This window comes from Nonomuraea mangrovi (genome assembly GCF_042681425.1).
Classification (GTDB): Bacteria; Actinomycetota; Actinomycetes; order Streptosporangiales; family Streptosporangiaceae; genus Nonomuraea; species Nonomuraea mangrovi.
Window position 1 is genome coordinate 121964 of sequence record NZ_JBHUFV010000051.1, and the last position, 17323, is coordinate 139286.

General features: G+C 68.8%; 16 protein-coding genes. 9 read left to right on the forward strand and 7 right to left on the reverse strand.

The window, feature by feature from the left end:
- Positions 1-52 precede the first annotated feature (52 nt).
- Positions 53-670 carry a TetR/AcrR family transcriptional regulator gene (locus ACFSKW_RS34840; RefSeq protein WP_379577148.1) on the forward strand — a complete coding sequence of 206 codons (618 nt, stop codon included), beginning with the start codon at positions 53-55 and terminating at the stop codon, positions 668-670.
- Here the strand turns inward: ACFSKW_RS34840 and ACFSKW_RS34845 are convergent.
- From ACFSKW_RS34845 to ACFSKW_RS34855, 3 genes are all read right to left on the reverse strand, one after another.
- Positions 654-1469 carry a M23 family metallopeptidase gene (locus ACFSKW_RS34845; RefSeq protein ID WP_379577150.1) on the reverse strand — a complete coding sequence of 272 codons (816 nt, stop codon included), beginning with the start codon at positions 1467-1469 and terminating at the stop codon, positions 654-656. The two genes, ACFSKW_RS34840 and ACFSKW_RS34845, sit on opposite strands and share 17 nt — an antisense overlap.
- A gap of 9 nt (positions 1470-1478) precedes the next feature.
- Positions 1479-2357: a cutinase family protein gene (locus ACFSKW_RS34850; protein ID WP_379577152.1), complete on the reverse strand. Its 879-nt coding sequence runs from the start codon at positions 2355-2357 to the stop codon at positions 1479-1481.
- A 314-nt stretch (positions 2358-2671) separates the two neighbouring features.
- A complete protein-coding gene (locus ACFSKW_RS34855) occupies positions 2672-3415 on the reverse strand; it encodes an SDR family NAD(P)-dependent oxidoreductase (protein ID WP_379577154.1) in 744 nt (247 codons plus the stop codon).
- A 704-nt stretch (positions 3416-4119) separates the two neighbouring features.
- On the opposite strand from ACFSKW_RS34855, the gene ACFSKW_RS34860 reads away from it, so the two are divergent.
- From ACFSKW_RS34860 to ACFSKW_RS34870, 3 genes are all read left to right on the forward strand, one after another.
- The gene (locus tag ACFSKW_RS34860; protein ID WP_379577156.1) at positions 4120-4659 is read left to right on the forward strand and encodes a SigE family RNA polymerase sigma factor; all 540 of its coding nucleotides are present in this window, start codon (positions 4120-4122) and stop codon (positions 4657-4659) included.
- Between the two features lie 128 nt (positions 4660-4787).
- Positions 4788-5798, forward strand: a complete 1011-nt coding sequence (locus ACFSKW_RS34865; RefSeq protein ID WP_379577158.1) for a hypothetical protein — start codon at positions 4788-4790, stop codon at positions 5796-5798.
- A 377-nt stretch (positions 5799-6175) separates the two neighbouring features.
- Positions 6176-6544 carry a hypothetical protein gene (locus tag ACFSKW_RS34870; protein WP_379577160.1) on the forward strand — a complete coding sequence of 123 codons (369 nt, stop codon included), beginning with the start codon at positions 6176-6178 and terminating at the stop codon, positions 6542-6544.
- Positions 6545-6797: 253 nt separating this feature from the next.
- On the opposite strand, the gene ACFSKW_RS34875 is transcribed toward ACFSKW_RS34870, so the two are convergent.
- The gene (locus ACFSKW_RS34875; RefSeq protein ID WP_379577161.1) at positions 6798-7445 is read right to left on the reverse strand and encodes a TetR/AcrR family transcriptional regulator; all 648 of its coding nucleotides are present in this window, start codon (positions 7443-7445) and stop codon (positions 6798-6800) included.
- 85 nt (positions 7446-7530) lie between these two features.
- Here ACFSKW_RS34875 and ACFSKW_RS34880 point away from each other — a divergent pair, with 85 nt between their 5' ends.
- Both ACFSKW_RS34880 and ACFSKW_RS34885 read left to right on the forward strand, forming a co-directional pair.
- Positions 7531-8559: an aldo/keto reductase gene (locus ACFSKW_RS34880; protein WP_379577163.1), complete on the forward strand. Its 1029-nt coding sequence runs from the start codon at positions 7531-7533 to the stop codon at positions 8557-8559.
- Positions 8560-8807: 248 nt separating this feature from the next.
- Positions 8808-9278, forward strand: coding sequence for a maleylpyruvate isomerase mycothiol-dependent enzyme family protein (locus ACFSKW_RS34885; RefSeq protein WP_435192312.1), 471 nt, complete (start codon positions 8808-8810; stop codon positions 9276-9278).
- A 63-nt stretch (positions 9279-9341) separates the two neighbouring features.
- Here ACFSKW_RS34885 and ACFSKW_RS34890 read toward each other — a convergent pair whose 3' ends face one another.
- Positions 9342-10046: a cytidylate kinase family protein gene (locus tag ACFSKW_RS34890; RefSeq protein ID WP_379577165.1), complete on the reverse strand. Its 705-nt coding sequence runs from the start codon at positions 10044-10046 to the stop codon at positions 9342-9344.
- Positions 10047-10172: 126 nt separating this feature from the next.
- Between ACFSKW_RS34890 and ACFSKW_RS34895 the strand changes: the two genes are divergently transcribed.
- From ACFSKW_RS34895 to ACFSKW_RS34905, 3 genes are all read left to right on the forward strand, one after another.
- On the forward strand, positions 10173-10484 hold the full coding sequence (locus tag ACFSKW_RS34895) for an integrase core domain-containing protein (protein ID WP_379577166.1): 312 nt from the start codon (positions 10173-10175) through the stop codon (positions 10482-10484).
- A 580-nt stretch (positions 10485-11064) separates the two neighbouring features.
- The gene (locus tag ACFSKW_RS34900; RefSeq protein WP_379577168.1) at positions 11065-11556 is read left to right on the forward strand and encodes a DUF2975 domain-containing protein; all 492 of its coding nucleotides are present in this window, start codon (positions 11065-11067) and stop codon (positions 11554-11556) included.
- A complete protein-coding gene (locus ACFSKW_RS34905) occupies positions 11556-11777 on the forward strand; it encodes a helix-turn-helix domain-containing protein (protein WP_379577170.1) in 222 nt (73 codons plus the stop codon). Before ACFSKW_RS34900 ends, ACFSKW_RS34905 begins: the two co-directional genes overlap by 1 nt.
- A 723-nt stretch (positions 11778-12500) precedes the next feature.
- On the opposite strand, the gene ACFSKW_RS34910 is transcribed toward ACFSKW_RS34905, so the two are convergent.
- Positions 12501-12650, reverse strand: coding sequence for a hypothetical protein (locus ACFSKW_RS34910; protein WP_379577172.1), 150 nt, complete (start codon positions 12648-12650; stop codon positions 12501-12503).
- Between the two features lie 603 nt (positions 12651-13253).
- Entirely contained in the window at positions 13254-17285 is a 4032-nt protein-coding gene (locus ACFSKW_RS34915; protein WP_379577174.1) for a S8 family serine peptidase, read from the reverse strand.
- Positions 17286-17323 lie beyond the last annotated feature (38 nt).

The following is a 17323-nucleotide window of genomic DNA, read 5'->3' on the forward strand; positions in this document are numbered from 1 at the left end:
GGCGACGTTCATCGGGACCTGCGCATCGCGCCCGGCGCGCAACGGAGCGTTCGTGACTGACCTGCGGCCCCTGCCCAGCGGACGGCATCAGCTGACCCGCGAGGAGGTCGTGTCCTCCCAGCGCGCCCGCATGTTGAAGGCGATGCGCGAGTCGATGCTCGAACGCGGCTACGCCGGCACGTCGGTGACCGACATCGTGCGCCGCGCCGGGGTGTCGCGGGAGACGTTCTACCAGCAGTTCGCCTCCAAACAGGTCTGCTTCGTCCAGGGCCTCGACGAGGCGATAGACCTGCTGGCCGCGCTGCTCGACGCCGCGCGCGATCCCCGGCTCCAGCCGCTCGAACGCTTCCGCGTGCTGCTGCGGACGTATCTGCGTGCCCTGGCCGCCGAGCCGGCCCGCGCCCGGTTCTTCCTCATCGAGGTCTACGCCGCCGGTCCCGAGGCGGTGGCCAGGCGCATGGCGATCCAGCGGCGCTTCGCCGCCGAGATCGGCGACATCTTCGAGGCGCGGACCGACGACGACACGTTCGCCTGCGTGACCCTGGTGGCCGCCGTCGCCCAGCTCGTCACCGCGCACCTCATGGCAGACGACCTCGACGGCCTGGTGGCGCTGGAGGAGCCGCTGACCCGGATGGCCGAGCGGCTCCTCACGGTCAGCAGTCGGGGATGACGGCGCCGTTGTTGTCCTTGGCCTCGTCGTTGCCCCACCGGCTGAGGTAGTAGGCCGACACATGGGCGCCCCAGCCGTTCTTGCCCGCGTACACGATGTCGAGGTCGGTCTTCAGCCACCAGTGGTTGTAGTTGCCCGAGCCGTCGCGGATCTCCTGGCCCCAGACTTTGCAGTACACGTAGTTGGTGCCCGCCTTGAGCACGCCCTGCGCGTCGGCGGTGTTCGGCTCCGCGTAGCCGGTGGCGTCGGCGAACGTGTCCACCCAGGACCGGCCACCGCCCGAGCACCCGTTGTCGCTGGTGAGGTAGCGCTGGTTGTAGTACGGGGGGTAGGGCGCCAGCGACTGGCCGTTGATCACGATCGTCTGCCCGGCCCCGTTGTAGAGCTGCTCGTAGTGGATGTGCGGGCCGCTGGAGCCGCCGGTCGTGCCCGTCACGCCGACCTGCTGGCCCTGCGACACGAAGGCGCCGTGCGGCACCGAGAAGGAGGCCAGGTGGAAGTAGTACGTCTTCCAGCCACCGCCGTGATCGATCACCACGTAGTTGCCTGCACCCCCGGCCTCCCAGTAGCGGTAGGCGGTGCCCGAGGCCGAGGCCAGCACCGGGGTGCCGCCCGTCGCGCTGCCGTCCGACCTGACGAAGTCGAGCGCGAGGCGCACCTCGGTGGAGTGGTGGCTGTATGTCCAGGTCTGACCGCAGGGGAAGGGCGCCTTGAACAGCGGCGCCGCGTGGGCGGGAATGGCGGGTAACAGCCCCAGCAGCAGGGCGACCGCCGACAGGACGAGACGCGCGGAACGCATGAGCGACTCCTAGGAGACCGGCAACCAGGGGAACTCGTGGAGGCGGTCCCGGACCGCCGGCGGAAGGACGGGCCCGATCGCCGCCCGGTAACCGGCCACGGCGTCCGTGGCCCGCCGGTGATCGCCGTTGAACAGCTCGTACGGGGTGGGGATCGGCAGCGGGAGCGGGGGACCGTACGGAACCCTCGGGAGTTGGGCGATGACGACGTCACCGGAGCCGGTCACCGCGTCGGGGTCGATGTCGTAGGCGTGGTCGCCGAGGAAGTAGCCGGCGACGCCGTTGGCGAAGCCCAGCAGGTTGGTGATCGGGTTCTCGGAGTGGCAGATGCCGTCGTTCTGGTTGCAGATCTCCTTCACCCGCAGGCCGCCGAAGCCGCGCGGGCCCTTCATGGTGATGCCGGGCACCACGGTGGGCAGGTTGGTCGCGATGCCGCCGGGCCCGCCGTTGACACCGGTTCTGCGCGGGTCGCCGTACAGGACGCCGTTGATCAGGTCGTCCGGGATGTCGCCGGACCCGGAAAGGGCGTGGAGCACGTCGCCCGCGACGATCGCGCCCTGGGAGTAGCCCGAGATCGTGATGCGGCTGCCGGGGCAGGTCGCGTGGAAGGCCCGCACCGCCCGGTCGAGGGTGGCGATGCCCTCGGCGACCGAGTCGTCCAGCGAGACAGGGTCGCCCGGGTAAGGGGCGATGGACGCCGAATAGTGGATCTTCGTGAAGCCGACGCCGGGGGGCAGGGTGGCGTTCGTCCGGTCGTAGACGTTCGCGTCCGGATCGAGGTGGCCACCCACCTCGAAGATCATCTTGGTGTCGCAGGTGGCGGCCGCGGCCGGCGAGGAGATCCCCGCCAGCCCGGCCGCGACTAACACTCCCGCTAAAGCAGCTCTCATGACAGCCTCCTTGCCAAGAAAGTAATCGATTTCCCGACTCGTGTACACGGCCGTTCGCGAATCATCGGGGCTCGCTGCGGGAGGCGCGCCGACACGGCGGCGGTGGATGATCGCGCGGGTCGGCCGACGCTGGTTCGCGCCGCCGTGACCGCAAGCGCGGCTCGACATGCTCACCAGCCGCGATCTGGCGTCTGGCCCTGCCGCCGGCCTGGTGTGGACGCGATGCGCGCCGCGGGGCGACGGATCGACGGACGGCAGGGCTTGTTCAGGGCGTAGTGGCCCCATGATGCGTCCGGCTCGCCGCCGACCGCCGGTCAGATCATCAGGCCACCAGGGACACGCAGGTTCTGACCTGTGATCCATTGCGAGTCGGGCCCGGCCAGGAAGGCAACGACGTTGGCGATGTCCTCCGGGCGTCCCAGCCGTTGCAGTGGCGTCAGGGCCACGACGTGCTCGATGGCCTGCTCCAGATTTTCCCCGGCTGCGGCGCGCATCATGTCTGTGTCGGTGGCACCAGGGGACACGCTGTTGACCGTGATGCCCCTGGGACCGAACTCGCGGGCGGCGACCGCGGTGATCGACTCCAGCGCCGCCTTGCTGGCGAAGTACAAGGCCAGACCCGGCACCGCACCGGCAGAGGAGATGTTGATGATTCGCCCACCCTCGCCGAGCCTTTCGACAGCGGCTTGGATAACGAAGAACGGCCCCTTGGCGTTGACGGCCATCACCTCGTCGAAGTCGCTCTCAGCGGCGTCGCAGATGTTCCCCATCGGATTGATCGCCGCGTTGTTGACCACCACGTCCAAACCGGCCAGGCTCCGGTCGACCTCACCGAACAGGTACTTCACGTCCTCCAATCGCCCCTGGTCCGCTCGTACCGCGATCGCCTGCCCGCCAAAGGCCGCCACTTCAGCCACCACGTCCTCAGCCGCCGCCTGGTCGCGGTTGAAGCTGAACATCACTGCCGCGCCCTCACGAGCCAGCCTCACCACGATCGCTCGCCCGATCCCCCGCGACCCGCCGGTCACCAGAGCCGTCTTCTTCTCCAACGTTCCCATGTCGACTCCTTGCCATCGGCCGCTCCCCTGATGGGAGCGCCTCACAGCAGAGTCGTAACAACAGCGTCAGTCTTGACATCCGCGCCGAAGAAAATTCAGGAAAGGGGGCAGCGGCACCGGGCCCTGCCGCAACCGAGGGCGACTGGGGCATCGGCCGCGACAGGAAGCGGGGCTGAGCAGCAACCGTACGGCCAGTGGCGGCAGGGTCGGCTGAGCGCGTTGTAACCGATGGCGGCCCAGCTTACGGTCGAGTCCCTCGCGTCCAGCGAGCCCGGGCGCCGTCCGGCGCGACTTCGCGCGTCGAAAGACAGCGTCAGGCGACACCGCGCCGGAGGGGTCGTAAGCGGTGGGTCGGCCGATCTTCAACGTGCGGGCGGCCTCGGTAACGCTCACACCTTCGTCGATCAGGCGCCAGAGCGTGCCGGTGGAAAGTGTGGCGACGGCCCCGGCCAGGAGCGGCCGTCGTAGGCCGGCGCCTGTGTTGATGCGAGTGATGGCGGCGTGGCGGCGAGCACCGCTATGAAGACGCTGATGCCGGCCACACGGGGGAGATAGGCGCGGCAGCCAGGGCAGCCTGATCCGCACGCGCTTCTCATAGATCGAAGACACCTCAAGGGTGCTGCAGCAGGGCAGTGCCGAACTCGGGCGGAGAAGAAGGTGGTGGCGTGACGCAACCTCCTCGATGGCTTGTGCATGTAGAAGACATGAAATCCGAGATCATCCACGCTCCACCCGGTTCCCCGGGCGCCGAGGCATCGGCCGATACGGTCGTGACCGAGCTATTCGTCGTCCACCGGCTCGCCCTTGTGCGGTTGGCATTCCTGCTGTTGGGTGACCAGGGAACTGCCGAGGACGTCGTCCAGGACGCGTTCGCCGCGGTGTATCGCAGGTGGAGCAAGCTGGCCGACCGAGGGCAGGTGCTGCCGTACCTGCGCACAGCAGTGGTCAATGGGTGCCGGATGATCCTGAGGCGCAGAGCGATCATCGGGCGTTTCCGCGGTCGACCTGAGGTCCCCTTCTGGTCAGCAGAGGCGGCGGCGTTGCTCGGGGAGACCCGGCGACAGGTTTTCCTGGCCGTCCGTGCTCTGCCGCGACGCCAGCGCGAGGTGTTAGTGCTGCGTTTTTACCTCGACCTGTCGGAAGCAGAGATCGCCCAGGTGCTGGGGGTCAGCCGCGGAACGGTCAAATCGACAGCATCCCGGGCGCTGAAGGTGCTCGCCGTGAAATTGCAGGAGGAGCGATGACTCGAAGCGTTGAAGACCGACTCCGTGACGCTTTCTCCGCCGGCGCGGAACTGGTGGCCCCGGAGAGCCTAGGGTCTGTCGCGGATCCTGTTGCGATCCGTCCGCGTCGGGGCTTTCGAGGGCTGCCGATGTTGACGGCCGCGGCGGTCGTCGTCATCCTCGCGATGGTCGCGCTGGTCTCGAAAATGATCGCCGTGCCCGCCCCCGTGTCTCCTCCCATGCTCGTGCCCTCTGAGGGGAACGAGGCACTGCGCCAGTTGGCCGCCCAGGCCGCGCGGTTGCCGGACGATCGCGGCGCGTACTGGCGCAGGTCGCTGGAGAACGACCATCTGATACGGGTGCAGGCCGGGGGGCGCGCCTTCAACGCGGTGCTCTCGTCGAGGACAGAACTCTGGCTGCCGCGCGATCTCAAGGATCCTGTGCAGACACAGGGCGGGGAACCGAGTTTGCGCCCGGCGACTCCGGCCGACGAACGCGCCTGGCGGGCCGCGGGATCGCCCGCCAAGGTTCAGCGTGTGTGCACCCCCGGCACGACAGCGGCCGACTGCGTGAAGCTGCAGATACGTGCGGAGAGCAGAGACTGCCAGTTCACCCACGGGGTCACGCCGGACCACGGGCCCGGCGCTCACCCGCTCGGTCCGTACACGCTGGCCGAGATCTCGGCGCTGCCCGCCGATGACAAGGGGCTGCGCGTGTGGTTGCGTGCCCGCTGGGAGTCCAACCGGACCAAGACGGAGACGGCGCGAACGCTGGAGGAGGCTATTGCCAATTCCGACACCCTGCTGGCGACGCCTCTCACCCCGGCGGCCAGGGCCGCCGTCCTGCGCCTGCTCGCCGACCTGCCCACGACCAGCGTTCGAGGGCTGGCTAAAGACCCTCTGGGCCGCAGCGGCCTCGCTGTGGATTTCGACAAGGGCAGCGAGTACTTCAGGGAGTTCGGTGAGGACGACGAGGTGGCCGAGGACCACACGACCATCCTGGACCCCTTGACCGGTGAGATCCTGGCCAAGGTCACGAAGGCGGGAGAGAGCACCGTGGGCCTCGCCAAAGGCGGGACCATGGACTCCGAGGTCTGGACCTCCGTGACACGTTGGACTGACGACCGCCCGAAGCGGCCCGGAAACTGCCGCCGCCTCTAGCGAGCCACCTGGGGCGTTGGTAAGAACTCTGCGGCCAGGGGCCAAACCGTCGATCATGTGCAGGCCGCTGAGCTGATGACGTATGGCGACGCGCGGGCTGACTGAGAGAAAGCGGGTCGCCACGCAGACCCCTGCCGAACAGCAGACAAGACGGGCCCTGCCACTCACCACCTGGCCGGTAGCCGGCTCCTTGATCACGAACATCTGCAGCGTGTTGATCAAGGAGCTGGTCGCCGTCTTGTTCCCTCACCTGGCCAGCGTGTGCGTTGACCAGGTGTTCCGGTCGGGAGCCACGGTGCGGATCCGAGCCAGGAGCGGCACCGTGGAGGCCACATGTCCGGACTGTGGAACACCGTCGCAGCGGGTGCACGGCCACTATGAACCGGCGGCTGTCCGATACCGCGGTCGGGGGTCAAGAACTGCTCATCCACCTGCGGGTGCACCGATTCTTTCGCCGTGCTGACACCTGCGCGAAGACGACGTTCGCCGAGCAGATCCCGGGGCTGACCGTCCGATACGGCCGCCGCGGCATCCGAGCGGCACAGGCGTTGAAGGCCATCGCACTTGCCCTGGGCGGCCGCGCCGGTGCCCGGCTCGCGGATCGGCTGGCGGCCTCGGTGAGTCGGATGACGCTGATCAGGCTGATTCGCGCCCTGCCCGACCCTGCTCTCGCGGCGGGCCCGCGGGTGCTCGGCGTGGACGACTTCGCCCTACGGCGGGGCCACTCCTACGGAGGAGGGTCGTGATCGCGGCGGGGATCATGTCCGACGCTCTACGAGCCGCGGCCGACTCCGACGACCTTCCGCCCAACGACCTGGTGGGATGGCGCGAAACCTCAACGAACTCGACATCGCCTACCTGTCTACCAGGAACGATCTTTACACGCTTCAGGTGACAAGCTCTATCAGTGGGACGCCTTGATACGCGATGCCGCCATGGCGGCGGCGAGCATCAGGCCCGGCATGACGGAGCGCCCTCGCCCGTAGGGTGCGGACGGCTTCAGGCGCCTGAGTCCTCGATGGCCTGCGGAGCGGAGTAGAGGGAGGTCATCCAGATGTGGGTGAGGACGTCGACGAGCGTGTCCTGGTCGTCGAAGGGGGCCACGTCGATGGCGGCGAGGTAGTAGAGGCGCTCTCCGAGCCAGGTCAGGGCGGTGGCCAGTGCGGTGGCGTCGACCGCGGTGTGCGGGGCGACGCCCGAGGCGCGGTCGGTGCCGATGCGTTCGGCGGTGACGCCGGTGTAGCCGTTCATCAACTGGAGCCAGAGCTCGCTCAGCTCGGGGTCGCTGCGCCAGTTCTCCACGATCGCGCGCAGCACGGGCGCCTCGTCGCGCCAGAGCCTGGCTCCTTCGGCGATGCCGTGCCGTACGGTGGCCCGCTGCTCCTGCTCCCCGGAGTGGCCGAGCCATGGTTGGGCCGCCTTGTGCCCTCGGTCGACGGCCCGGCGGACCAGCTCGGCGAGGACCTGGTGTTTGCCGGCGAAGTAGAAGTAGAAGCTGCCCCGCGATATCTGAGCCGCACTCAGGATGTCGGCGACGCTGACCTCGTCGAAGCGACGCTCGTCCAGCAGCCGGCGGGTGGCGTCCAGGATCACCTCGCGCAGGTCGCGATCGTCGCGCGCGGGACGGTTGGCACGCCGGTCTCTCATGGCGTTCATCGTAACGCAAGCCCTGAACGCATCGTCTATACATCTCATATAGACACTATGTATAAACACTATGTATGGTCGTCTCATGAGATACACCACTTTCGGCCGCAGCGGGCTGCGGGTCTCGCAGGCGTTTCTGGGCACGATGACCTTCGGGGAGGATTGGGGCTGGGGCGCGTCACCGGAGGAGTGCCGCAAGATGCTCACCGCCTACGCGGAAGCGGGCGGCAACGTGATCGACACGGCGAACAAGTACACCGAGGGATCCAGCGAACGCATCATCGGTGAGCTGCTCGGGGCCGATCGCGACCGGTTTGTCGTGAGCACCAAGTACACGGTGTCGATGGACGGCAATGACCCGAACGCCTCCGGCAACCATCGCAAGAACCTGACGCATTCGCTGGAGCAGAGCCTGCGGCGGCTGAACACCGACTACATCGACCTGCTGTGGGTGCACATCTGGGATCAGGACACCCCCATCGAGGAGACGATGCGCGCCCTTGACGACATGGTTCGGGCCGGCAAGGTGCTCTACCTCGGCATCTCCGACGCCCCCGCCTGGGTGGTGTCCCGGGCCAACACCCTGGCGGAGTTGCGCGGCTGGACTTCCTTCGTCGGCGTGCAGCTGTCCTACAGCCTCATCCAGCGCGACATCGAACGTGAGCTGCTACCCATGGCCGACGCGCTCGACCTGTCGGTCGCGGCCTGGGCGCCGCTGGCCCGCGGCATCCTCTCGGGGAAGTTCACCCGCACCGACGCCACCACCGGATCCCGAATCAACCGCGACGCCGTCACCGAGCAAGGCATGGAGATCGCGCGGCAGGTCGACATCGTCGCCGACGACCTCGGTATCACCTCCGCCCAGGTCGCGCTCGCCTGGATCCAGGCCCATCACCCGTGGGTGCACCCGATCCTCGGCGCCCGCACCCTGGACCAGCTCACCGACAACCTTGCCGCCTTCGAGCTGGAACTCCCCGAGGACGCGGTGCGGCGCCTGGATCAGGTCAGCCAGATCGAGCTCGGTTTTCCCCAGGACTTCATCGAGATGTCACGCGACTTCGTCTACGGTCCCGCTCTCACCCGCTTCGACCGCCGTAAGAGGTCACAGTGGTAAGGAGCGTCAGTGCTCAGATTGTGCGCCAGCGTCCAGTACGGCGCAGGCCGCTCGCCAGACCCCTGCTCAAGGAGGCCGACCCCTCATCGGCTGGGGGCGCGGGGGGACGCGGCTGGCATGATCGTGCGCACTGGTTGCCTGCCCGGTCGAGCACCCAGCGGCGCAGCCATCGCCAGTCGGCGGGAGGTTGCGGTACCAGAGCGGTTCGTGCCCGGTCACATCTCGCCGCAGGGGCGAGCCTTAACGGTGTGCGGTGGCTGGCGGGGGTGATCCGCTGCCGGTTCGACTTCGACAAGCAGGTCGCCATGCGGCTGGCCGAGCAGTTGGGCGCGACTGCGGCCGAGACGTATGACGGGTTCCGGAGCGTCGTCGCGAGCACCACCAAACCGCCTCTCCCGGTCATCGCGATGCTGGGTGAGACGATCGTGCATGCCGAGGACATTCGGCGACCGCTGGGTATTCGTCATGACTACCCGATCGAGACCCTCACTCGGGTAGCCGAGTACTACCGGGGCTCGGACCTGGTCGCCGCCGCGAAGAGACGGATCGTCGGCCTGCGACTCGTTGCCACCGACGCCCCTTTCGCCACGGGTTCCGGCCCGCTGGTGTCCGGCACCACCCTGGCACTGGTGATGGCCACGACCGGACGCTCGGTGTACTGCGATGAACTTGACGGTGACGGCGTCGAAATCCTGCGCGGTCGGAGCGACACGAGATGACCCGGGGGCTCGAAGCCCGCCTAGCCGGTTGTCTCGTTGCCTCACGACCGGTGAGAGCGATTGTCAAATCCTGTGTATCGATGAGTGCGGTCGGACTTCCCAGGTCGGCCGTTGGAGCTGATCGTTGTACACGATGATGTCGGCGTGTTCGGTTGGGCGAGCTGTGGCGAAGTAGAGCTGTTGGGAGGGGATATAGCGGTTGCGCCAGGACCGTTCGATGTCGGCGGTGTCGGCGGTGGATCCGGCCAGCGCTGTGCCTCGGTCCCGGGCGCGATCTACCGTCTGCTCGAATGGGACGGACACGAAGATGCGCAGGTCCCACCGGTCGATGAGTTCTGGGCGCAGGAGGAAGACGCCGTCGAAGAGCAGTACCGCATCTGCGAGGGCGGTCGTGGCCGGCGGGGACGATGGGGTGTCGGTGTCTCTGTCGTAGACCGCGTGCTGGAACCTTCGGTCTCCGCCTGGGCCCAGCGGATCGAGCAGGACCCGGCACAGCGCGACGTGGTCGTGGGCGTCGAAGTAGCAGCCTTCGGCCGAGTACTGGCCGCGTCGGTAGCGCTGTGCACGGGGGAAGAGAAAGTCGTCGATGGTCGCGCGGATGACGTCGCGGTCCTGCGCGCGCAGGACGACAGCGAGCTCGTCGGCCAGCGTGGTCTTACCGGCGGCGGGCGGCCCGTCGATGGCGACCCGCAGCGGGTGCGCGGCCGTGACGGACCCGATCGCCTCGGCCAGCCGACTGATGAGCTCGCCGCGGGTGCCTTGGTCCATTGCTGCCTCTCTCACGGTGTCTCTGTTTAGCACCGCACGTCAGGCCGCGGTCGCCGGCTCGCGTTCGACGAGGTGGGGTGCGTTGACCACGCGCCAGCGGGCCTGGGCGGACTCGATGAGTTTGAAGTGTTGTTCATCATGGAGATCGAAACGCGGCGTGTGCACATTCTCGGTGTCACGGCTCATCCGACCGGTGCCTGGACGGCGCAGCAGGCGCGCAACCTACTGATGGAGCTGGGCGCACGATCCGATCGATTTCGGTTTCTGATCCGCGACCGCGACGCCAAGTTCACCGGAGGCTTTGACACGGTGTTCGCCGGTGCAGGTGTGCGGGTCCTCAAAGGGCCGCCGCGCTCACCGCGGGCGAACGCGTTCGCCGAGCGGTTCGTCGGGACACTTCAGCGCGAATGCCTCGATCACCTTCTGGTTCACGGGTGAGCGTCATCTGCGACGACTGCTGGCCGAGTATGAGCGCCACTACGTCTGGCACAGGCCGCATCAGGCCCTGTCACTACGTAAACCCACGCACGATTCGGCCGAAGTGGTCGATCTCACGGCTCGAATAAAGCGACCGAGCGCCGTCTGCGGCCTGATCCACGAGTATCGCAGAGCCGCCTGACACCGCGTGAAACCGCAGGCCAGCGCTATGAGCGAGTTTTGGCACCCGACAAGGTGCTCGCCCCGGAAATTCCCGCGCCCCCGGTACGCTACGTGATCTTGCGGCGGTGTGACTCGGGGTGCTGGTAAGAACCGAGTCACACGCCCCAAGCGCGCGGCATCGTCGCGGGTCAGGGGTCTGAGGAACATCGGTAGCAACGGTGCAGGGAACAACGGCTATCCAGGTCGGTGGCCCGTCTTCCAGACTCTCAGTGACCCTCGACTGGGGCTCTGACCTGGATATCCGTTGGAAATTCCTCATTGCTACCAGGGCTCCGGAGGGCTAGGTGTCTGGCCTCGCCCTTGTTTTACCTATCGAGATTCGATAGATTCTCATCGTAACTCGATGGAAGGGTAGGTCATGGGAAAGCTGGCAGTGCGTGCGCTTCGCGCTGTGCTCGTGGTGGTGCTCGCCGGCACCGTGTTCGTACAGGCATTGATGGTGTGGGTGTTGGTCAGCGGGAGCGACCCGGAGGACGGGTCGCTCCCGCTGACCCCGCTGCGCGTGATCGCGATCCTGGGCATGGTCTCGGTCCAGGTCGCCCTGGTCAGCGTATGGCGGCTGGTGACGATGGTGCGCCGCGGAACCGTGTTCTCCCACGCCGCCTTCCGGTACGTGGACGCCGTGATCGGCGCGATCGTGGCGGCTGCCCTCCTGTGGTTCGCGGTCACGGCCCTCAACGCGCCGGGCCAGCGGGCCGACCCGGGCGTCACCGTCATCATGGGCGGGATTGGCCTGGCCATCCTGGGGGTCGCGCTCATCGTGATGGTGCTGCGGATGCTGCTCGCCCAGGCTGTCGCGCGCGACGTCGAAGCGGCGCAGATGCAGGCCGAGCTGGACGAGGTGATCTGATGCCGATCGTCGTCGACATCGACGTGATGCTGGCCAGGCGGAAGATGTCCGTGGGCGACCTCGCGGACCGCGTGGGGATCACGCCCGCCAACCTGGCGGTACTCAAGAACGGCCGCGCCAAGGCGGTGCGCTTCACGACGCTCGCCGCGCTCTGCGAGGTACTCAGGTGCCAGCCGGGCGACCTGCTGCGCTGGGAGGCCGAGGAGCCCGCGGGCGGATGACGTGCCCCAGACCGGGCGTGAAAACGCCTGGCACCACCGGCCTGGGGATCTCGGTCGGGATACCGGTCACGTGCAGTCACCTGCGAAGATGTCGCTCGTTCGGGGCGCGTGACTCGGTTCTTACCAGCACCCCGACTCGCTGTCGCGCCGTCGCCTCGGGTAGCCGCGACTCGCCGGTGCGGCCATTGTTCGCGTAAAGGGAGTACTGCCCTTTACTTCAACACATGAGCGCGCGTATCCGGAAAGACGCGGGATTGAGCGATATTGCTTTCCCGCCACGTGGCCCTACCGGCTTGCAGGTCATCCAGTTGGGCGGTACGGCGCTGCGGGCTTGTCCGGCGGGCGAGCGTGTTGAGCGCGCCGGTGCGGGCCAGCCGGCGACCGGGTTCGAGGTTGTCGCGGGTGCGAGGTGAACTCCGGTAGACGCGTCGTTGCGTGGCGCTGCGCGCGCCGGAGTGCTCGTCAGACGACAACGCCTTGGTGGCGAACAGTCCGAAGGCCGCCCGATACGCGTCGGCGGTCAGGTCGTGGCCCCGGACGTGGCTGCCCAGCGCTTGATGCCCGCGGCGGTGCAGCGTTCCGCGGCCACCTCGCGCAGCCGGGAGTTCGCGGCCACTCCGCCGACGATCACCAGCGTGCCGACCCCATGTTCCTGGCAGGCGGCGACGTCTTGAGTAGGTTGACCGCCTCGTCGAACCGCCCGGCTTCGATGAGGTCGTGAGCCTAGGCTTGGATCTCCACTGGGGTGAATAGCGGCATCGGGATGGAGATCCGCACGCTGTCGCGCCGTCGGCGCCAGGCCCGCGTCCCCAGGACGATGAGCCCGATCAGGGCCAGGACTAAGATCGACTTCACAGGGTCGAGATCGAACATGCCTGGATTGTAGTGATCGGGCAGGCCGGCCCCGGTGTGGGAGGCGATCGCCGAAAGCACGACAGTGAACGGAAGCAGAGACCGAGCACGAACTCGGATCACTCGATCAACGATCTTTACCAGTCTCGGAGGCCCTTTGGTGCCCGGCCGAGGACGACCACGTGGTGGTGGCGGTCAATGCGTCGGGGTTGTGGAAGCGCCTCGGTGCCGCTCGCGGACGCCGACCGCGCGCGAGCGGCTCGGACTGCCGTGTTGCGCGCCCGCTCAGGGAGCCGTGGGATCAGCGGCGTGGAAGGGCAAGGGCGCAAAGCGCGAAGGCGACGGCGAAGGCGGCCTGCACGATCATGCACACGGCGAGTGCGGTTGTGTATGTGACGCCGACAGGTGCGACTGACCCGACAGTAACTGCGGCGAGTAGCCCGCCGGCTATCGGCGACGCCGAGACCCATTCAGCGTCTACCGCTTCTTCTTGCTACTGCTGTTTCGGCCGACCGAGATCACTTTCCCGGTCTTGTTGTTCTTGACCACCCGGATTCTTGCGGATCGCCCGTCACGCTGGGCTGGTGACCGCGGCCGCCGGGCGGGTGGCCGCGGTCACCTCGGTCAGCGGAGGTTGAACGCGCGGAGGGTGGTCTGCCTGACGCGGTTGCCCGCCGCGTCCCACGCCTCCACCTTCAGGCTCACCGCGCCCTTGGTGGCGCGGTAGGCCGGGTACCCCGCGCCGGCGGTGTAGACGCCATCCCGGCTCCGCTTGAGGTCGGCGGGCTGCCAGGTGGCGCCGTCGTCGGTGCTGGTCCACAGCCGCACGCCCGAGATCGCCGGCATCTTCGCCGCCGACGGCCCGCGGTAGGCCTCCAGCTCGAACGTGTGCCTGCGCCCGGCCGCGACCGTGTTCGCGGCGGACAGGCTGTCACCGAGATCGTAGCTGACGTAGACCGCCGGGGTGGTGCGGCACTGCTCGACCAGCCCGTCCACGAACCAGGCGTAGCAGTTGGAGCCCGGCCTCAGCTGCTCCTTTGCCGGCGGGGCGGTGAACGTCCACTCAATGTCCTGCAGGTCGTTCTTGGCCGTCAGCCGGTAGACGCCCTGCTCCTTGGGCAGAGGGTAGCGCGGCAGCGTGTCGAACCCCGGCAGAGGGGCGTTCGGGATCTCCTTGCCGTCGCGGTACAGGTGCAGGTCGTACCGGGGCGCCAGGTCGCCGAACGCGACGCCGTCGTCGCGCCGTTCCCCGACCCCGCTGACCATGGACGGGGTCACCCACAGGTTGCCGTCGTGCATGCAGATCGCGCACGGCACCCCGATGACGAGCTGCTGGAGCGGGGCCGCGTCCGGGTCGCCGCCGAGCGCGTACAGCTTGTCGGAGGCCGTCGAGGCGCCCGGCGTGCTCGGGGTGGCGAACCACTGCTGGCGGGTGCTGCCCGGCCGGTCGAAGACGTCGGCGCGGTATCGGGTCTCCTGGACCTCCGCGCCGGGTTCGGACGTGACGAGAGCGGACATGCCCGCCTCGCTCACGATCTTGGGGTCGAGCGGCCAGACCCACTGCGACCTGCGCTCCGGCATGGGGGAGGCCCATTGCAGGATGTTGGTGTTGGTCACCGCGTAGGAGATGTCGTCGGTCTTCCACGTGCTGCGCCAGTTCATGTACTTCGTGTACGGCCCGGCGTGCACATCGAAATCGACCCGGTGCAACTGGCGCTCGGTCACCTTGTACCGCATCGAGTCCGGGACGCGCCCGTCGGCGTACGGCTTGAACACGTAGGAGTACGGCGTGTTCGGCGTGCCCTCGACCCGGATGGTCACCGGGCCGCGACCGGCCTCCTGGCGGATCTTCGTGCCTTCGGCGTTGGAGACGTAGGCCACGGGGATGTTGACCGGCTTGAACGGCCCGCTGAACGGCTTCTGCGTGATCTGCAACGGGATCGGGCAGGCGGAGGCCCGCTCGTTGAAGACCAGGACGCCGGCGGCGCCCGCGTCCCTGATCGGGCCCACGCGCTCGATCTGCAGGCCGCACGCCGGCCCGAAGATCCCCTCGGCGGGCTCGGCGTCGATCAGCACGAGCGCGCCGCGCAGGTCCTTGCCCGCGAGGTCCTCGGGACGGCCCTTGCCGGCGTCGATCACCCGCAGGTCCTTGGTGCCCTCGAACGGGACGTACCCGGGGTGTATCTCGCCCGCGTCGATCGTGTGGACCCGGGAGACCGGGTGCAGGGTCGTGCGCCTGGGCGTGCGCATGGTCATGGTGACCTCGGGCACGCCCAGCTCCCACTGGCCGGTGAAGCGGAAGCCGCCCTTGGTGACCTTCTTGGTCGGCAGCGCCCACACCTTCTCCCATCCGCCGAGCGGGCGGCCCGCCAGGAGCGTGCCGCCGAAGACCTTGCCGTTCGGCAGGGTGCGCTGGAAGAAGACGTCGTAGGTGTTGTTCAGCGGCTGCGCGGTCTTCGGGGCGCTGAAGCTGATCTCGGTGGCCTTGCGGGCGTCGAGAGTGATTTCGGTGTCGCCGGTGACGGTCAGCTCGGGCTCGAACAGCCAGGCCCGGTTGGCGCGGTCGTCGCCGTCCACCCAGTCGAGCACCTGCAGCAGGCTGACGGTGCCCGCCGGGACCCGGGTGACGACCAGGCCCTCGTCGTCGATGCGGCTGGGGCCGAGTTCGCCCTTGGCGCCCTCGACGTCGAGCACGCTCATGGCCGTCGGGGTGCGCGGCCTGCCGTCCCGGTCCAGGGTGCGGATGGTCAGGTCGTACGTGGGGACGTCACGTACCGCGCCGAGCGGCGTGGTGAGCCGCACGCCGTCGGCCTCGGCCGTCACGGCCCCGCTGTAGGTCCCGACGGAGAGCTCGGCCGGGTCGAGGGTGACGGTGGTGCCGGCCGTGCCGCCGGCGGGGACGGTCAGCGTCGCGTCGGCGAGGACCGGCTTCGCACCGCCGCTCATCGCGGCCTTCAGCGTGAGCGTGGCGGGCTGGTCGCCCAGGTTGCGGTAGGAGATCTGGCCGGTCTTCGGCGCGCTGCCGCCCTCCAGCAGGCCGAAGTCGACGCCGCCGCTGTCGGCGAACACCTGCTGCCGGGTCGCGCGGTCCAGGTCCACCCGGCCGGCGCCCTGCTCGTAGACCGTGAAGCCGTCGTCCTTGGAGGTGGACATCAGGGCGGTCTTGAGCTGCCGGCCCGTCCAGTCCGGGTGCTGCTGGGCCAGGATCGCGACGGCGCCGGCCACGTGCGGCGTGGCCATGGAGGTGCCGGAGGCGCCGGTGTAGTGCTCGTCCACCGGGGAGCCCATGGCGGTGCCGGCCGCCCGCGCGGCCACGATGTCCACGCCGGGCGCGGCGATGTCGGGCTTGAGCCCGCCGCCGGGGCGCGGCCCGCGGCTGGAGAACCCGGCGAGCTGGTCATTCTTGTCCACCGCGGCCACTGTCAGCGCGGCGTCGGCCGCGCCGGGCATGCTGATCGTCTCCGTCTCGTACAGGTTGCCCGCGGCGACCACGAACAGCGTGCCGGTCTCGGCGGTCAGGTCGTTCACGGCCTGACTGAGCGGGTCGGTGCCGTCGCTGGGCGGGCCGCCCAGGCTCATGCTGACGGCCTTGGCACCGCTGCGCGCAGCCCACTCCATGCCCTCGATGATCCACGACTCCTGTCCGGAGCCGGTGTTGTCGAGCACCTTGCCGACGACGAGCTGCGCGCCGGGGGCGACGCCCTTGTACTTGCCGCCCGAGGCCGCGCCGGTGCCGGCGATGGTCGAGGCGACGTGCGTGCCGTGTCCGTGCCCGTCCTGGACGGGCAGGTCGGGGACGAACGACTTGCTGTCGGCGATCTTCCCGGCCAGGTCGGGGTGGCCGGTGTCGGCGCCGGTGTCCAGGACGGCGATCTTGACGCCGGTCCCGTCCTGGCCGCGCTCCCACGCCTGATGGGCGCCGATCATGGGGACGCTGACGTCCAGGTCGGCCTTGACCTTGGCGTCCAGCCAGAGCCTGGCGATGCCGCCGCGCAGCGTGCCGGGCGCCTTGGCCAGGCCCTGCCCGGCGGTCCGCGCGCCGCGTACGGCCTCCCAGAACGTGCCCGCCTCGGCCTTGGTGACGTCGAGGGCGGAGGCGTGGATGCTCTCCAACGTCCGGGTGGGGTCGCTGGCGGGGACGGCGGCGGCCGAGCGTTTGACCGCGGCCTCGGGCTGGTCGCTCGGGTATTGCACGATGACCGGCAGCCGCTTGGCGACGTCGTCGGAGTAGCCGTTCTCGGCCAGGTACTTGACGTCGAACAGCCGCCTGTCCACCAGCCCCGCCTGGACGGCGGCGACCGCGTCGTCCGGCAGCACGAAAACGCCGTCCGGGGTGAACTGGGTGAACAGGTTGATCCGGCGGCCGTCCTGGCGCGTGCCGGGGGCCGTCTCGACGCGGTACTGGCCGGCGGCGGACCGGGTGAGCTGGACCTTGTCGCCCGTGATCAGCGTGACGACGACCTTCTGGGCGCGCACCCCGGACAGGGTGACGTCCTTGGCGGCCTGCGAGGGGGCGGCGGGAGCGGCGGGGGAGGGGGCGGGGGTGCCGGGCGCCGCGGCGGTCGCCGGTCCGGCGGTCAGCACGCCGGCGAGTACGGTGACCGCGGTCAGCAGGACGCCTGTCCGGCGTGCCAGCGGGGGGCGGGGCAGTGCCATGGTGGCCTTTCTGGCGGGGGGAGGGGGTCAGACGGGTT

Excerpts from the sequence above, each read along its gene's own strand:
- ACFSKW_RS34845 (WP_379577150.1), bottom strand. The coding sequence starts at position 1,469 with ATGCGTTCCGCGCGTCTCGTCCTGTCGGCGGTCGCCCTGCTGCTGGGG.
- ACFSKW_RS34850 (WP_379577152.1), bottom strand. The coding sequence starts at position 2,357 with ATGAGAGCTGCTTTAGCGGGAGTGTTAGTCGCGGCCGGGCTGGCGGGG.
- ACFSKW_RS34855 (WP_379577154.1), bottom strand. The coding sequence starts at position 3,415 with ATGGGAACGTTGGAGAAGAAGACGGCTCTGGTGACCGGCGGGTCGCGG.
- ACFSKW_RS34860 (WP_379577156.1), top strand. The coding sequence starts at position 4,120 with ATGAAATCCGAGATCATCCACGCTCCACCCGGTTCCCCGGGCGCCGAG.
- ACFSKW_RS34865 (WP_379577158.1), top strand. The coding sequence starts at position 4,788 with ATGTTGACGGCCGCGGCGGTCGTCGTCATCCTCGCGATGGTCGCGCTG.
- ACFSKW_RS34870 (WP_379577160.1), top strand. The coding sequence starts at position 6,176 with ATGAACCGGCGGCTGTCCGATACCGCGGTCGGGGGTCAAGAACTGCTC.
- ACFSKW_RS34875 (WP_379577161.1), bottom strand. The coding sequence starts at position 7,445 with ATGAGAGACCGGCGTGCCAACCGTCCCGCGCGCGACGATCGCGACCTG.
- ACFSKW_RS34880 (WP_379577163.1), top strand. The coding sequence starts at position 7,531 with ATGAGATACACCACTTTCGGCCGCAGCGGGCTGCGGGTCTCGCAGGCG.
- ACFSKW_RS34890 (WP_379577165.1), bottom strand. The coding sequence starts at position 10,046 with ATGGACCAAGGCACCCGCGGCGAGCTCATCAGTCGGCTGGCCGAGGCG.
- ACFSKW_RS34900 (WP_379577168.1), top strand. The coding sequence starts at position 11,065 with ATGGGAAAGCTGGCAGTGCGTGCGCTTCGCGCTGTGCTCGTGGTGGTG.
- ACFSKW_RS34905 (WP_379577170.1), top strand. The coding sequence starts at position 11,556 with ATGCCGATCGTCGTCGACATCGACGTGATGCTGGCCAGGCGGAAGATG.
- ACFSKW_RS34910 (WP_379577172.1), bottom strand. The coding sequence starts at position 12,650 with ATGTTCGATCTCGACCCTGTGAAGTCGATCTTAGTCCTGGCCCTGATC.
- ACFSKW_RS34915 (WP_379577174.1), bottom strand. The coding sequence starts at position 17,285 with ATGGCACTGCCCCGCCCCCCGCTGGCACGCCGGACAGGCGTCCTGCTG.